Source organism: Absiella sp. AM29-15 (genome assembly GCF_003434225.1).
GTDB lineage: Bacteria > Bacillota_I > Bacilli_A > Erysipelotrichales > Erysipelotrichaceae > Hoskinsella > Hoskinsella hominis.
Genome location: NZ_QVFL01000004.1, coordinates 80,109 through 97,637, shown reverse-complemented (window position 1 = coordinate 97,637; position 17,529 = coordinate 80,109). Strand labels below are relative to the sequence as shown.

Genomic DNA, 17,529 nt, shown 5'->3' with positions numbered 1-17,529 from the left:
ATAAACTGTTTTGATATCTCACATATTTTAGATATCTTAAGAAAAAATAACAAAAGCGTAAGGTATTTCAAGGATATAATTGGTATAATATATATGAAGCAGACATGGGGTGACAACATGAATTTACAAACAGATACAGAAATAGACAGCAGCTATGGTTTAAGCGAGGAACAAGTCGCAGCCAGAGTGGAGCGGGGTCAAGTCAATAAACAAATTGATCGTATTTCAAAAAGCTATAAAGAAATTATTCATGATAATATATTTACACTATTCAACTTGATTAATGTGGTTTTAGCAGGCTTTATCATTTTCATCGGATCATGGCGAAACCTGTTGTTTATGGGAGTAATCTTATCCAATATCGTCATTGGTATTTTACAGGAAATCCGTGCCAAACGTGTACTAGATAAATTATCTTTGATTACACAATCCAGTGTGAAAGTAAGACGAAGTGGTGAATGGAAAGAAATACATATTGATGATGTGGTATTAGATGACATCATTTCCCTTTCTACCAGCAATCAGATCATTGCAGATGCAATTGTGATTGATGGCCGTTTAGAAGTCAATGAATCCCTTGTGACAGGTGAAAGTGACATCATCATCAAACAGCCTGGTGATGAACTATATTCTGGAAGTTTTGTAGTGAGTGGCAATGCTACATGTCAGGTATTACATGTTGGTGAAGATAATTATGCTTCTACCATCATGAAAGATGCCAAGGTATTTAAAAAACATAAATCTCAATTAAGAGATTCTATCAATTATATTATTAAAATCATTGGTTTTGTGATCATCCCAATGGGAATCGCATTGTTTGTGAAACAATACTTTATCAGCGGGTATCCTTTTGATAAAGCCATCATTGCCATGGTCGCTGCCCTTGTGGGTATGATACCGGAAGGACTGGTCTTATTGACAAGTGTTGCCCTTGCGGTTGGTACCATTAATTTAGCTCGTAAACAGACATTAGTTCAAGAGCTTTATTGTATAGAAACCCTAGCAAGAGTGGATACTCTTTGTTTAGATAAGACAGGTACTATTACAGAAGGAAATATGCAGGTGGAAGATATCCTGGTTTTGGAAGAAGGCTTAGATATCAAAGCATTACTGGCGAACTTTCAAGAAGCGATTCATGATGAAAATGCCACAGCCATGGCAATCAGAAACTTTGTAGGAAAGCCTGCACACATGGAAAAGCCTGTCCGTATCCTGCCTTTCTCCTCTGCACGTAAATGCAGTGCGGTGACCTTTGAAAGTGGTACATATGTTTTAGGTGCATATGAATTTGTATGTGATAAAAAAGATCCTGCGATTGTCGCAGAAATTGAGAAACAAGCCAATATGGGTAATCGTGTACTGGTTTTTATGCAAAATGATACTCCTATTAAATTTGATGATATAGAAAAAGATGGTCATATCCTTGCGCTGGTATTGTTAAGTGATCCGATTCGTAAAGAAGCCCCACAGACTTTAGATTATTTCTTATCACAGGGTGTAGATATCAAAGTCATTAGTGGTGATGATCCTAGAACCGTACATGCTATCGCAAAGAAAGCTAATCTAAAAAATCATGAACGTTATATCGATGTTAGTACCTTAAAAGATGAAGAAATTGATGCTGCAGTGAAACACTATACGATCTTTGGACGTGTATCTCCAAAACAGAAAAAATTGATGATTGCGGCATTAAAGAAACAAGGACATATTACCGCCATGATTGGTGATGGTGTCAATGATGTTATGGCTTTAAAAGAAGCCGATTGTAGTATCTCTGTTGCACAAGGCAGTGAAGCCGCAAAGAATATTGCCAATCTTGTCTTACTAGATAACAACTTTGCCCATATGCCTCATATCGTAGATGAAGGAAGACGTGTCATTAACAATATTCAACGTGCTGCCTCTTTATTCCTTGTAAAAACGACCTTTTCTACTATGTTGGCATTCTTAACATTATTCTTGATTCGCCGCTATCCCTTTGAACCAATTCAGTTAACGCTGATTTCATCACTAACGATTGGTATCCCATCTTTCTTCTTAGCTCTTGAACCAAACCATGCCAGAGTACAAGGCAATTTCTTATTAAATGTATTCTCTAAAGCCTTCCCTGGTGCCTTGTGTGTGGTATTAAGTGTTGTATTCGTACACTTCTTAGGTAATGTTCTACCAATCAATGAAGCACAAATGACAACGATGACTGTACTATTAACAGGTACTAGCTCCTTGATTGTCTTATATCGTGTATGTATACCATTCACAAGACTTCGTTTCATTGTCTTTGTGATCATGACAGCCCTATTCATTGCGGCTGTGGTCTTATTACCTAATTTGTTCGTATTGGTACGCTTAAGCTTCTATCAGGCTGTATGTACCCTTGGTGCTATGTTTATGATTCCAATTGTCATGGACTTCTTCTTTAGGTTTGGCAATAAGTTAAAGTTAAAGGAGCGTTTAGAACAGGTAGGAAAATAGAAATAGATGATAAAAATAATGCCCAACTCGGTTTAGTGAGTTGGGCATTTAATATATTCGCAATTCATTTCTTATTCAAATCTTTTTTTATTTGTGTTGTACTTATTTCTGGAGTTCGAGGTAAATATATTACATCCACACCTTCATTTTTTAAAAAGTCAAATTTTCCTTTCCAATCATCCCCCATTACAAAAGTATTGATATAATATTTATGTACATCGGTTTTTTTCTGATCCCAATTTGTCTCTGGAACTACTAAGTCTACATACCGTATTGCTTCAAGCATTTCTTTCCTTTGTTCATATGAAAAATAGCATTTTTTATTTTTTTCGTTCCAATTAAATTCATCTGTAGATAATACTACTATTAAATAATCTCCCAACGCTTTTGCACGTTTTAATAAATTCAAATGACCATAATGTAACAGGTCAAATGTTCCATAAGTTATAACTCTCTTCATTTTTCCTCCGTATTTATTATAAATTCTTTTGCTTCATCAATAGTACTTTGATTAGGTTTCATTACATATAGAGGTGTACTTCCATAAGAATAAGTTGGCACCATATCCCCTGTACCATCTACTAAAGTACTTTGAACATCCCATTTGGACATATCATTGATCTGCATTTGAATCAATGCTGTTATCTCATCTGTTTTCATATTTGTTTGAAACATACCTTGTACTGCATTTAATATTGATTCATAATTTTTAATAATATTAGTTGTTGTCAACTTTTTCACCATCGCACGAATAACTTCTTGCTGGTTTTCTCCACGATGACGATCTCCTGCTTCATAGCTATATCTTTCTCTTGCAAATGCTAAGGCACATTTTCCACCTACATGCTGTTTTCCTTCTGTAAAGTGACAACTTGAATCTGTATAAGCAGTCAAATCTTTATCAGAATAAATATCCACTCCTCCTAAAGCATCTACCATTGTTTTAACAGTATCAAAATTGATTCTAATATTGTAGTTGATATCTACTCCTAAGATATTTTCAATCGTTGCTTGACTTACTTCTACACCATACAGACCTGCATGTGTTAGCTTATCCATAGCTCCTGTTTCACAAACACCATCATGACATTGTAAAGGTACATAATAATCACGTGGTATAAAGACTAATCCAATCTTTTTCTTTACTGGATTCACTGCCATTAACATATTCACATCACTTCGACTTGTCGTTGTGATAGGTCCAGTTGTGTCAATGCCTGAAATATAAACAATAAAACTTTCTTTTGTTACTGAAGCTGATTTTAGATTTTCAATCGTTTTTTGTTTATCTAATGTATAAATCACCTTTGTATCAGATTCAAACTTTTTATCAATCAGATTGAAGCTATCACGAAATCCTTCATTCATGATAATGGCATCTGTTTTATCATCTAATAGATCTTGAAGCATTTCTTCACCATTTGCATATTCTGTTTTTGATACTTGGTTAGTGAATTGTTCATTCAAACGATTTAACATAAAATCAGTATTTTCACGATCAATAATTTTCATGATACCAAATCGTTTTCCATCTAAATCTTCAATCTTTTGGAATGCACTATCTTTCTTCACCAAGACAGAAACGGTCGTTGTTTGAATATTTCCATTCGATATCTTATTGATTGTTTCCTGAGCTTTATTGATCACTTTCACATTTACAAAAATCATTAACATACTTAAAACTATAGCTAATACTTTACTTCCTATTTTCACTGCTTTATTGGTTTTACTAGACAATTGCATAAATATTACTAAGCCTAATAAAACTGCTAATATCAATATAATGATTGCTAGGTATTTTAAAGGCAATAATTTATAAACACTATATGTTAAAACAAGACTTACAATTAACTGTATGATCCAGAAAATATGCTTTCCTATCTTCTTTATATTTTCCATGTAAGCCTCCTATTTCTTATCATCCTTGATCCAAGAATCTCTTACTTCTTTTACGATCTTGTAGTATGTAGATCGTTTCATTCCTAGTTGTGCTCGATAAGCATCATGACTAAGTTCTTTTCTCATAATCCTTTTGATGTTTTCTTCAAAATCATCTGGTACTTTTATTCTTGGTCTTCCAAAACGACCTTCTCCTTTGTATTTCTTTTCCAATGCCTTATTAATTCCCGCACGCTGAAGTTTTCTTGCTCTATTCTTTCTACTTACTTCAATAAAATCCATTAATTGAAGCATGACGTCCACATCTAAATCTTCATCCTCTAGTGTTAGTAAATGTGCATGAATATCCTTTAATGTTTGTAGCTTATCTTTTAGGCTAACTTCTTCTGATGACATACAACCAATGGAAGGAATTAGCAACTTATCGTTATCTTTAAGCTTCTTAATAAGGTCATTCCATTTGATATCATCATTTTCTGTATCATCGATATAGATTTGATTTTTCTTCAAATTTAATGAATTTAAAATATGTTCTTTATCATTTTTATTTGGTAGATATGCATAAAAATATTCCATTTCTATACACCTTCCTTAAGACTCGCTATTATAGTAATAACCATAATAGTGTTTTGCTTCTGCTTCTACTTTTGTAAGTACAGTTCCTAAGATATTGGCACCATTTCTTTGCAGCTGTGTGATAGCTGCTTTCGCATCATTCTTGTTTGTTTCTTTTGCTGATACTACATAGATTGTTCCATCTGTTACACAACTAACTGGAATGGCATCTGCTACTGCATCCACTGGTGGACAATCAATCACGATGAAATCAAATCTTGTTCTCAGTTTTTCTATTAAATGCTTAAACTTTTCACTAGAAAGTAATTCAAGTGGATTAGGTACTTTCATTCCACTAGTCAATAGATAAAGCTTTCCATCACTTGTGTTATCCTTGAATTTCTGGAAATATGTATCATCATTCACATCAAAGCTATCAAAGTTCTTCATTAGATTACTTAAACCTACTTTATTTGAAACATTAAAAATCTTATGTTGTACTGGTTTTCTTAAATCACAGTCCATTAATAAGACATTGTGATATTTTGCGATACTCACTGTCGCAAGATTACTCGCTACGGAGCTTTTTCCTTCTGCTGGATTCGTACTTGTTAAGTTAACTACTTGAATATCTCCTTCAAATTGTGAGTATTCAATATTAGTTCTCAACTGACGATATACTTCTGAAAAATCAAACTGCGATTGTTTGACTGTTTTCTTCTTTTTCTTATCATGTCGCTTTGGCGCAAGTTTTCTTTCCATCCTATCTTCCTTTCTTTCTTAATCTATCGAAGATAGATCTTTTCTTTATGACTTTCATTTCTTCTAAGGCTTCATTTTGAATAATATGTTTGGGATTAACTTGTAATAAAAGGATTGCATTTTCTTTTCCATAGTCTTTCTCAATTAAGGAATAAACATCTGATAGCTTTGCGATACGATGTCCTTCACTTCTATGTGTATCACTCGCAATCACATGAACCATTCCTTCTTTTAACAATTTCTCTGCATTCTTCTTACATGTGTCCCCATGGGTTCCTAAAAGACTTGTTCGATTAACTTGGATATAACAGCCTAATTCTATCCAGGACTGCACTCTGTCTAAATCAATACCCTTAGGAAAATAACGTTCTACATGTGCAATAATAGGACGATATCCTCGTACTTTTAATTCATACAAATAATCTTCTGCATAATCGTTATGATCCATGTTTCTTCTAACATCAAATTCCACTAATAGATATTTAGAATCTGCTAATGTATTAAATGCTTTGCTATCGATCATATCTAAATACTCATGGTTCAGAAAAACTTCTGCGCCACTGTATATTTCAATATCGTACGATTCTGCTAATTCTTTTAGATTTTCTATTCGATCTTTGATGATATCTATATTAGATATATCATGAAGTCCTGGCACAAAATGTGGTGTAGATATGATCTTTGTAATACCATCTTTTTTTGCTTGTTGTAATGCAATGATGGCATCTTCTTTAGATGGCATCCCATCATCGATCTCCCATGCAATGTGATTATGTATATCAATAAACTCCATACCTTAATCCTCAAACCAAGGAATTTCTCCTAATACTGGTACACCTAAGAAGCTTTCTGCTTCCGCTTTGTTTTTCAAGCGCTTATCAAATAAATATTGTAAGAATACGTATCCACATGAAAGCAATAGACCAGCCATAGCACCAACAGCTGTATTCATCTTTTTGCTAGGTGATACAGGTACATCATTTACTTTTGGCTGATCAGATATCGTCATATTTTTGATATCCAGTTTTTCCTGCATTTCCTTGAAGAAGATATCTACTGTTTTACTTACAATTGCCTGTGATTTTTTAGGATCATCTGTTGTTGCTTTTACATCTATAATTTCTGTTCCATTCACATTGGTTATAGATAAAGATTTTTTTACTTCATTCACATTTTCAATATTCAATTCATCTGCAACTTTAGATAAGATTGTTTCCCCCTGCATTAAGGAAACATAGTTATTGACCATCTTTGAATTTGAGTTTACCGCATTATAATCAGCATATCCTTGCTCTGTAACTTTTGGTATCAAATAAATTCTTGCGGAACTTGCATATTTCTTTGTCATAAAGAAATTGGTCACAAGGAATGCAATAACTGCACCTAATACAGTACAGATCACAATCATCTTGATATTCTTTTTTAAAAGCTTCATTAAAGCACTGATATCAATTTCAACTTCATCATTTGTTTGCTTTTCATTAATATCTTTCATATTAACCTCCATTCCGCCGCTCTCGCTTACGGCACAAATAGTAATGAAAGTAACGTGCGAGTTACGCTACTTAGTGCTATATTGGATTTGAGAAAATCATCACCTACAAAGCACGGCGAGGTGAGTCGTAGATTATTTCATGCTCAATTCCAAAACAGTATATTAACCAGTGTAAGCATCATCTTTCAAACATAAATAAGTGGTATTTTGAGTCCGCACACTAATCATTGTTTTTAACTTTTGTTAAAATTGTGTGATGATGCAGACAATGTTGATTTCCTCCTATCTTTTGAAAGGAGGTTTATCATGAAAGTTGTTTATCCTATTTGCTGTGGTGTCGATGTCCATAAAACTTTTCTCGTTGCTACAATCATCACCGCTGATGGTATCTAGCCACATTATCAAAAAAAACGTTTTTCCACTTTCAATGGTCAAATCCGTACCTTTAAACATTCCCATTGATTTAGATCATATCACTTCTTTACTTCAGAAATCTTTAATGAAGAAGGCTGATTCTGTGCTTGAACCCATTGATGGCTATGTTATGCAACAGGAACAGAAAGAACATATCCTTACTGTCAAGGAACACGTGCAATATATTGATTCCTGCATTCATAAACTTGATGCTATAATTGACAATTTTGTTGAATCCTTTGAATCACAGATTTCATTACTCTGCTCACTTCCATGTGTTAATCATGCCTCTACTATTACCATCATTTCAGAGATTGGCACTGATATGTCCCCAGTCAATAACGTCAAGTGTATATGCTGTTGTGCTGCTTTAACTCCTGGAAACAACAAATCTGCTGGTAAGAAGAGATCTGTTCGTATCACACGTGCTGGTGTCTACCTCAAACCTGCATTATTCCATGTAACTCACACTGCCGTGAAAGATTTAGAACAGCCTTACTACAAAATCAAATATGAGCGTATCATGAAACGATGTGAAAAGAAATTTGCTATCAATGCTATTGCTAGGATGATTCTTACTGCCATTAACTTCATGTATAAAAATGATGAAGTTTTCAATCCCAGTGATCTGTATAAATTTGATATGTCGATTGATCTTAAAGATAAGCAAGAAGATCGTACAATCAAACAAGCTACTAAACCTCTTCTTTCTAAAGGTATTACGCAGTTAACTTCATATCCTTTTCTTTATTAATTTTTAACTGCCATCTTCACACCTCTTTTTAGTGCGGCCTTTTTTCTTGTTTTTATTTGTTTCTGTCACACCAGTCTCTTTGGATAATCTTAATCAAGCACTTTTTTACAAACTAATAGTGCAGATTCAATTATAGAATCCATATCATAATACTTATACTCTCCTAATCTGCCTCCAAAAAAAACATTTTTTTCATTTTCTGCAAGCATCTTATATAGTTTGTATAAATCGCTATTCTTTTTATCATTTACGGGATAATATGGTTCATCACCTAATTTCCATTCAGAGCTGTATTCTTTACTGATTATTGTTTTAGGCAAATCATTTCCAGCTTCATCTTTACCAAATTCAAACCATTTATGTTCAATGATTCTTGTCCATGGTGTTTCTCTATCTGTGTAATTCACTGCTGCATTTCCTTGATAATTAGGTATATCTAAAACTTCGTTTTCAAATCGTACAGATCTATATTCTAAAGCTCCTAACTTATAATCAAAATAAGCATCAATTGGTCCTGTATATACAACTTTTTCAGCAAGCTTATCTAATTCTTCTTTATGTTCTAGATAGTCAATACCAAGTCTTATTTCTATACCATCTAACATATTTTCAACCATTTTTGTATATCCTCCAATAGGAATACCCTGGTATAATGCATCGAAATAGTTATTGTCAAAAGTAAGTCTAACTGGTAATCTTTTAATGATGAATGCAGGGAGTTCTTTACAATCACGTCCCCATTGTTTTTCTGTATACCCTTTTACAAGTTTTTCATATATATCTCTACCAATCAAAGAAATAGCTTGCTCCTCTAAATTTTGTGGCTCACCAGTTATTTCTTTTTTCTGTTCTTCGATTTTAGCCTTTGCTTCTTCTGGTGTAACTACACCCCACATTTTATTAAATGTGTACATATTAAAAGGCATAGAATACAATTCACCTTTATAATTTGCAACAGGTGAATTCGTAAATCTATTGAATGTTGCAAACTGGTTTACATATTTCCATACTTCTTTATTGTTTGTATGAAATATATGAGCACCATATTTATGAAAATTTATACCTTCAATTTTCTCAGTATAAATATTTCCAGCTATATTATTTCTTTTATCAATTACTAAAACTTTTTTTCCTCTTTTTTTTGCTTCATGCGCAAAAACAGCTCCGTATAATCCAGAGCCTATAATTAAAAAATCGTACATTTTAATCCTCCTTTGTTATCTTCTTTTCGTATAAAATTCATATGGTTTATTCACATCAAAATATACATCACCATGTACAGAAGGCTCTTTTACAGGTTTCATATAATCGCCAAATGTTTTAGTCAATATTTTATGATAGTCTCTAGGTATAGCTATATCAATAAATTCAAATTGGTGCATTTCTGTTTCTTTAAACCATTCTTTATCCCATTGAAACCTTTCGTTCTCAGAAAACATTGATATTTGTCCCCACTCTTTACAATCCTCATCATTGAATAGTCTCACTAATTTTTCAAATTTTATGTAATTTTTCATATATGGCGAAAACCTATCAATTATTTTCCAAGCCAAAATATTCAAATGAAAATTTCCTTTAATTCTAACAACTCTATTACTTTGTACGATACTACGTTTTCTTAATTTATTAATTTTCTCAAAAAATATTTTTTTCTTTTCTTTTTCATTAGGGATATTATCTAAAGGAAAAATATCTATAAAAATACCTTGGTTAAAATCAAATAAATCTTTTTCACAAAATAAAATTGCAGTAGTCTTACTATTCCTTAATTGAGCATGCCCTCTCACACACCCTTTATCTGTATAGGCAGTTTGAAAAAAATACGGAAACTGAAATTCTTTTTTTGCAACTACACAAAGCCTTTCATAATCTTCTCTTGGCATCGCTATATCTATATCATCATCCCATGGGATGATTCCATTATGTCTAATTGCTCCTATAAGAGTACCTCCTATAGCCCAATATTTTAAATTATATTTATTTAAAATTTTTTGTAATTTGTATAATAAATCTAATTCAATAGTCCATATTTGTTTCATTTCTTTGGAGATTATATAATCATTTCTCACTTCTTCTTCAAGAAAATCTTTTGGTAAATCTAATTCATTTTCAAACATTTTTATCACTCCTTCTTTTCTTTTTAACACTGAAAAATATTCCTTTCATTTGATGATTAATCTCTAATATAAATCTATCTTTTAATATTAGTAAGACAATATAATATACAATTGCGCCTATTAAAATTTGGAACAATGTAATATAAATCATCCCCTTTTTCATTATATTTATAGCAGATAAAATAAGAAGCATACTAATTCCTGCAAAAATCCTTTTCCAAGATATTTCGACAAGCAAAGTAAAGGTGAAAAAGCCTTCACAAAATTTGATATATAACGCTGTTATAATCAATTCAGCAATAACTGAACCTATTGCTGCTCCATAAGCACCAAATCTCGGTATTAAAAAAAGATTAATAATTAAATTTATAAAAGATCCTAATATTAGAAATTTTGCACTTGTCGCTCTTTTTCCTACAGGCGTATAATATAAATTCCCAATGCAATTACTAATACCAATTATAACTATAATTGGACTGAAAATTTTCAAAAGATTAATTACAGGATCATATCCTTTACCAAAAAACCATTGCACAAAACCATTTGATATACCTATTAAACCAAAACAAATCCCAAAACCTATTAATAAAATAAAATCTAAAGATTTTTTAATTTTATCTTTTATTTCATAAATTTGATTATTTGAATATAGATATGATGTCCTAGCACTCATTACCGTATTTAATGATGTAAATGTTATTGCTTTAGCAAGATTTATAATTTTTGTTGCTTGCTCATAATATCCATTTTGGCTGTTACCAGTTGTTAAAATTCCTATTAAAGTTTTATCTAAAACAGTATAAATAGATGTCGCAATAGTTGGTATAAAATAGATAAAACTTTCTTTAAAATGATGTTTCAAAGATATTGATTTTTTATTAATTCTACAAATAAAATTAGGTAATTTTACCCACATAGATATGTTCCCTATTAAGGTTCCACAAGACATTAGCAAAATATATAATAATAAATCGCTTTTATTTTTCACTAGAATAAACATCAAAATTACTGTTGATATTTTTACGATCGAATTTTTTACTACAATATATTTAAATTCTTCTAAACCACTAAAAAACCAAGATATATCAAAAATTACTGCGACCAAATTAAAACTTAATGCTATAAAATAATTTCTATATTCTTTATAAAAAATGATTACTAAGAGCCATCCAATTAAACATATCAATGTAGCGATAATGACCATCAATTCTATCTCATAAAAAAGCTTACTCCTTTTTATGGAATCATCTCTATTCATAGCGATTTCGCGTGTGCCATAAGAAAGAACTCCAAGTGTTGCAAACATTGAAAAATAGGTTTGAATAGATAAAGTATAACTATATATTCCTATTCCCTCTGCTCCTAAGACCCTTGATATATATGGAGCTGTAATAAGAGGTATTAAAATAACTAATATTTGATAAAATGTACTATAAAGAAAATTTTTTTTTAAACTTGGTGTTTTCATTTTCCTATCCTTATCCTTTTTAATTTCAAAATATACTTATTTATCCTAAATTCTCGATCTATACATATTGATTTTAGTAACCATGCTATGATAATCATTTTTATAAACGATATATCAAAAATAGTTCCATAAAATCTATTAGAAAAAACTAGCATAATTAAATCATTATATAGATAAGAAAAAATAAATAATCTAAAGTTTATTAACGACATTTTCTGTCTTTTATCTTGAATTAATAACTTGTAATTATTAATGTAATATAGAGCAATAACCATAATTAATGGCATTATTCCTATATATCCAAAGTCATAATAAAAGGGATAAAATGTCGTATATACATTACCTGTTTCTATCCCATTTCGACTAAAGTTAAAAACATTGATATTATCTATTATATTTTTCTCTTGTCCACTAATCTTATAAAAAAAACTATATAACCCTTTGAAAGATTGTTGGCCCCAAATATTAGCGTTATTAATATGATTCGATGAAGATAATACACTATCTAAATTATATAATGGTGCTCCTAAATATGTAAAAACATACTCACTGAAGCTAAAATCTGCATCTCTTCCCATTAAATCTAATATTGAAATAAAGACAAAAAGCGAAATTATAATAATACATATTAATTTTATGAAAAAATATAAATTTGCTTTACTATGCCTTTTATTCTTGATTTTCATAATATAAATAAGAATGAGTATCATTGTTAATATTCTAAATAAAGGTGTCCGACTTCCATTTAGCAAAATTAATATAATTAAAAGTATAAATGATAAAAGATGTAGCTTGTTTAAAGATTTGTTAATTACAAAATTATTAACCATTATATAAATCAAAAGATAGGCACCAGCTAAACAAATCGGATTAAAAATTCTATAAATCAAAGGGATAGGCACATTTAAATCATTATATATTTGTGTCCAAAATTTTGTCATTGTATCATATAAAGAAATCATATCTGTTATAGTAGAAACTTTACCAGCATAATTTGCATTATATGCAATAGACAAGTCCATAAGATATTTTATGAAAAACAAAATACAAATAATTTGCATAATAATTAATATTTTCACATAGAAATCATCAACGTAAATAACATTACTCTTAAATTTATTTTCTTTCTTTTTATATTGTATTTGGCATAATAAATGTACTATTGTAAAAGTGAACAATGCGATAGATATAACGAGAACTGTTTCAGGATGAAAAGTTATCCAATACTTTTTTGCACAAAATGCACATAATAATTCACAAATAAAAAAAGTAAAACAAAATAATGGTGCAGGGTGTAAATAATCATAATTAGATATTTTGAAATTAATCATTATAAACAAGAAAGTAATTCCTATTAATAGATATAGCATATATTAATTCCCTAAATTTTCCTCAGCTTTTATAATTGCTTTTTGTGTATAATATCCATCACACAATTTATTTGATATATTTTTAACGTTAGCAACCATCTTGTAATAATCTTCATCCGTCATAGTTGATAAAATATCTTGTAATTCATATAAAGAATTAACACATATTCCTAATTTGTTTGTTTCTACGAAACGTGCTTCTGCTGCTTTTGACCATATAATTACAGGAATACCTGAAGCTAGATAAAGTGATAATTTATGGGGGTTATTAAATTGTAGATATTTTCCTGCATCACCAGAACATGAATTAATTGAATCACCATCCCATACAAGTCCAAAATTACCCTTTAATTTTTGTGGCAGTGTTGTTGGGGGGTATACTCCTAAATAATTCAGATTTTTTGATTGTAATTTATCTGTATAATTAGGCCCATATAAATTTATTTTAAGAAAATCTAACTTATCTAAGTCTTTTAAAAATTTGCACTTTTCTTTATCTAAATTCCCCGCTATAATAACAGACTTATCATATTTTTCTATTTCATTTATTTTATCACAATCTTTAATATAATCAAATATTTCTAAATTTATAATCTTTTCATGTTGTATTCCTTTAGAAATCAAAAAATCTGTCATACTTTGATTATGTGAAATTAATTGATCGGTGATATCACACATAAATTGAAATTCTTTTTTATAATATGAATTAAATCTAAATCCTCTTAATTCCTCAATATCATGGATAAATGAGATATATTTAATTTTTTTATTTTTTTTTAATTTTTTTAAAGTATAGCTTCTTGTTATTTGTGGAAAATGGAAAGGATGTTGAAGTATAATAATTGAATTTATTTCTATTGATTTATATACTGCGTTCCAATCTTTATAAAACTGTATTTGTCTTTTAATCTTATTAATAACTCCACTTGAAGAATTCAATTTCTTTATTTTTAGAATTTTATACCCATATGTCTTTGCGATGTTTGCTATATCTTCAGTTGCCTTACTCCCTGCATGATATAAATCATCTGTTACCTCTAAAACTAAATATTTTTTCATTTAATCACTCCTTATTTTAATAATTCCATTAATTTTTTTGTTTCTGTATTTATGTCATAACCGCTTTGTTTAAAAGATTTGAATATCACTTCTTCCTCCAATCTTTTATTTTTAAGTTTCATTATCATTTTTGCCCAATCTTTAGATGTTTTATTTAAAGAATAAAAATATAAGTTTTTAGTAACTATTGCTGCACTAGATATTGCCTCTTCTGAAGCAATAATAGGTAATCCGTTTGCTTGAGCCTCTAATAATGACAATGGTAGTCCCTCGAAAATTGACGGAAAAAGAAAAAAATCAAATGTACTTAGCCATTCTGAAATATTATATTGAATACCTGTGAATATAATATCTTCTTCAAGATTTAATTCTCTTACTTTTTTCTTCAAATTTTTTTCATCTTCACCTTCTCCAACAATAATTAATTTAGCATCTATACTTTCTTTTTTTAATTCGTGAAAAATATCAATAAGAAATGTTTGATTCTTTTGAAAGTGAAGTCTCCCTATATTACCTAATACAAACTTATTATCCAAATTATATTTTTGTCTATTCACTTTTCTATAATTCTCATCAAATAGAAAATCTTTAACATTAATTGCATTATGAATAATTATACAATCACCATAAATTCTACTATCATAAAACCATTTAGCTGCTTCTTCGGAACAAGCCCAAAAATCAGTCGCATAATTTTTTATACACGCTTTATTTTTTTGATGTAATATTCCTCTTAGATTGCTATCCATGTTTTTTGAATTATGACTATGTATAATTCTTTTTCTTATACCATATTTTTTTGCCATTTTTAAATAATCGATATTTGCTAAACTGCACACATTTACCCAAATTGAGTAATAATCTTTTGAATAACACTTAAAAAAAGTATTTAATTCCTTTTTATATTTAATTAAATTTTTACTTCTTGAACATATATGAAATATTTTTGAACCATTGTCTTTAAAAAATTTTTCATATGCTATATCATTATATGAATTAGCTAAAAAATCAAATATAAATTCATCACCTTGAAGTTTTTTATAATAGTTCAAAATAAAACTTTCAATTCCTCCAGGGTTTTCCGTCATACCAAATATCAATATTTTTTTTTCATTTTTTTCCTCCTTATTTACTTCCTGTTGATATATGCTTTAATATAATACATTAATCCAGCAAAATTATAGAGTCTAATTTTTATAAAAAGCATTGGTAACATATTGACTTTAAATAAATCTGAGAATTTAATTTTTTTTATTGCATATACAAATGGTGAAATCTTCGATATCTCTTTTAATTGCTTAATTTTAAGTTTATAATTTGAAATATTATTTCTATCGAATATCTCTCTTACTTGAATAATATTAAAATGTATTAAGACATAATTTATATATGCTTCTCTAATCTTTATATTTTCATTTTCTATAATTTTCCAAGTTTCTTTCATTGAATATATGTAATCATTAGTCTTATTTCCATCAAAAACTCTCATAACTGAATCGTTATTAAAATTATATTTATATATAATCATCTTGTTCAAGCATATTGATTCACATTTTAAAAGGTATTTAATTGAAAAATCACTATCTTCAGATAATCTCATTGTATTATTGAACTTTATATTATTCTCAACTATAATTTTTCTTTTAAATAATTTTGCCCATACTTGCAAATATTTTGTTGGTTGTTTCAGCATCATAGAAATATTTTCTTCCATTTTATTTGTAAATAATTTATCATCATTAATTACATATCTTTTTTTCATACCATTTAAATGACCATAAAAATATATATCAGCTTTATTTTCAAGGCAATCATGTACCAATATATTTATAACTCCATCTAATAATTCATCATCTGAATCGATGAAAAAAATCCATTCTCCTTTAGATTCTTCAATACCTAAATTTCTTGCAAAAGATACTCCTTTTTGTGAATGCAATAGCTTAACATTTTGATTTATCAACAACGCTGATAAATCTGATTTATCTCCATTTTCTACAACTAAAATCTCAAACAATTCATTTTTATTGGTATTTTTTCTAATGCTTTTTATAGTATTTATAATTGTGTTTTCAGAATTATATGCAGGAATAATAAAAGAAATCAAAGGTTTATTCATTTATATCACTACTCCTTATTTTATAATAATATGTATCAATATATTTTATAGGATGCAAGAGTACATTTAAAACTTTTAATTTTCCGCTTAATTGATAAATGCAATATGTCAATATTAATGGTAATATTGTAGCAATACAAACAACAGGAATCACATTTTTGATTTCCATGAATATTACAATGTTTTTTATAATTGTAACAAAATATGTATGAAATAAATATATTACTAATGATCCTTTACCTAATTTTGATAAAATATTTTTTTTATTTAAAATTTGATAATTAGAAAAGCACTTATATAAAATAATAATGATTGAATATGCATACAAAATATCAAGTACATTGTTAAAACTTTTAAAATCTATGCTAAAAATATAAGATATTGAAAGAATAATAAATATTGTTATTGCTACTATTATATTTATATTTTTTTTAAATTTATTCGATTTAATAAAATAAATACCAAAATAAAAAAAACTCATGTAATTTAATAAATTTTTTAAACATATTCTAGCATTTATGTTAGAATAAAAGATTCCTATAATAATACTTAATCCTATTGTAAATAAAAAAATATATTTATCATCTATGTTCATCATTAAAACAAACATAAACAATATATAATAAACAATTAAAACCCATAAATACCACATTAAAGTATCAGGATAAAAAATATTTATGATCAAATTACTAATAGTCATTTGATTACTAACAAAAATATTAAAAACATATTTTAAAGTACAAAGACTTATTTGAAAAATAAAATAAATAATAAATAAATTTAATACTTGTTTCAAAATTTTCCTATAATTGATACTGTCTTGTCTTCTATTAAAATTTGATAAATAAAATGCAGTACCACTTAGTGATAAAAAAAGTGGCATGTGCCATTTATAAATCCAAATTTGTATAGTTTTTAAAATTATAATGTTTTCATCAAAAAAATCAATTTCTACAAATCCCAATAAAGCGTGTCCTAATACTACAAATATAATTGCTAATCCTTTTAATGAATCTAACCATTCTATTCTTTTTGCGTTATCCAT

General features: G+C 28.9%; 16 protein-coding genes. 2 read left to right on the top strand and 14 right to left on the bottom strand.

Features of this window, described 5'->3' with window-relative positions:
• Positions 1-93: 93 nt before the first annotated feature.
• On the top strand, positions 94-2,472 hold the full coding sequence (locus DW761_RS05615; RefSeq protein ID WP_233513035.1) for an HAD-IC family P-type ATPase: 2,379 nt from the start codon (positions 94-96) through the stop codon (positions 2,470-2,472).
• A gap of 64 nt (positions 2,473-2,536) precedes the next feature.
• Here DW761_RS05615 and tagD read toward each other — a convergent pair whose 3' ends face one another.
• Genes tagD through DW761_RS05585 form a run of 6 tightly spaced genes read right to left on the bottom strand, consistent with a single transcriptional unit; the run spans position 2,537 to position 7,183 of the window.
• Positions 2,537-2,932, bottom strand: a complete 396-nt coding sequence (tagD, locus tag DW761_RS05610; protein ID WP_117516721.1) for a glycerol-3-phosphate cytidylyltransferase — start codon at positions 2,930-2,932, stop codon at positions 2,537-2,539.
• Entirely contained in the window at positions 2,929-4,371 is a 1,443-nt protein-coding gene (locus DW761_RS05605) for an LCP family protein (protein ID WP_117516719.1), read from the bottom strand. Before DW761_RS05605 ends, tagD begins: the two co-directional genes overlap by 4 nt.
• A gap of 9 nt (positions 4,372-4,380) precedes the next feature.
• Positions 4,381-4,947, bottom strand: coding sequence for a hypothetical protein (locus DW761_RS05600; RefSeq protein WP_117516717.1), 567 nt, complete (start codon positions 4,945-4,947; stop codon positions 4,381-4,383).
• A gap of 15 nt (positions 4,948-4,962) precedes the next feature.
• A complete protein-coding gene (locus DW761_RS05595) occupies positions 4,963-5,688 on the bottom strand; it encodes a CpsD/CapB family tyrosine-protein kinase (protein WP_117516715.1) in 726 nt (241 codons plus the stop codon).
• Position 5,689: 1 nt separating this feature from the next.
• The gene (locus tag DW761_RS05590; RefSeq protein ID WP_117516713.1) at positions 5,690-6,481 is read right to left on the bottom strand and encodes a tyrosine-protein phosphatase; all 792 of its coding nucleotides are present in this window, start codon (positions 6,479-6,481) and stop codon (positions 5,690-5,692) included.
• A 3-nt stretch (positions 6,482-6,484) separates the two neighbouring features.
• Entirely contained in the window at positions 6,485-7,183 is a 699-nt protein-coding gene (locus DW761_RS05585) for a YveK family protein (protein WP_117516711.1), read from the bottom strand.
• Positions 7,184-7,523: 340 nt separating this feature from the next.
• On the opposite strand from DW761_RS05585, the gene DW761_RS05580 reads away from it, so the two are divergent.
• A complete protein-coding gene (locus tag DW761_RS05580) occupies positions 7,524-8,351 on the top strand; it encodes a transposase (RefSeq protein WP_233513034.1) in 828 nt (275 codons plus the stop codon).
• 89 nt (positions 8,352-8,440) lie between these two features.
• Here DW761_RS05580 and glf read toward each other — a convergent pair whose 3' ends face one another.
• The 8 genes from glf to DW761_RS05540 are packed head-to-tail and all read right to left on the bottom strand — an operon-like array spanning position 8,441 to position 17,529.
• Entirely contained in the window at positions 8,441-9,553 is a 1,113-nt protein-coding gene (glf, locus tag DW761_RS05575; protein ID WP_117516709.1) for a UDP-galactopyranose mutase, read from the bottom strand.
• Positions 9,554-9,568: 15 nt separating this feature from the next.
• Positions 9,569-10,468 carry a LicD family protein gene (locus tag DW761_RS05570; protein WP_117516707.1) on the bottom strand — a complete coding sequence of 300 codons (900 nt, stop codon included), beginning with the start codon at positions 10,466-10,468 and terminating at the stop codon, positions 9,569-9,571.
• Positions 10,461-11,936, bottom strand: coding sequence for a flippase (locus DW761_RS05565; RefSeq protein WP_117516705.1), 1,476 nt, complete (start codon positions 11,934-11,936; stop codon positions 10,461-10,463). The genes DW761_RS05570 and DW761_RS05565 overlap by 8 nt, the downstream gene beginning before the upstream one ends.
• Entirely contained in the window at positions 11,933-13,306 is a 1,374-nt protein-coding gene (locus DW761_RS05560) for an O-antigen polymerase (protein WP_117516703.1), read from the bottom strand. The genes DW761_RS05565 and DW761_RS05560 overlap by 4 nt, the downstream gene beginning before the upstream one ends.
• 3 nt (positions 13,307-13,309) lie before the next feature.
• Positions 13,310-14,365 (bottom strand): sugar transferase, encoded by a 1,056-nt coding sequence (locus tag DW761_RS05555; RefSeq protein WP_117516701.1) that lies wholly within the window; start codon positions 14,363-14,365, stop codon positions 13,310-13,312.
• A gap of 11 nt (positions 14,366-14,376) precedes the next feature.
• Positions 14,377-15,453 (bottom strand): glycosyltransferase family 1 protein, encoded by a 1,077-nt coding sequence (locus tag DW761_RS05550; RefSeq protein ID WP_117516699.1) that lies wholly within the window; start codon positions 15,451-15,453, stop codon positions 14,377-14,379.
• A 41-nt stretch (positions 15,454-15,494) separates the two neighbouring features.
• Entirely contained in the window at positions 15,495-16,484 is a 990-nt protein-coding gene (locus DW761_RS05545) for a glycosyltransferase family 2 protein (protein ID WP_117516697.1), read from the bottom strand.
• Positions 16,477-17,529 carry an acyltransferase family protein gene (locus tag DW761_RS05540; RefSeq protein ID WP_117516695.1) on the bottom strand — a complete coding sequence of 351 codons (1,053 nt, stop codon included), beginning with the start codon at positions 17,527-17,529 and terminating at the stop codon, positions 16,477-16,479. Before DW761_RS05540 ends, DW761_RS05545 begins: the two co-directional genes overlap by 8 nt.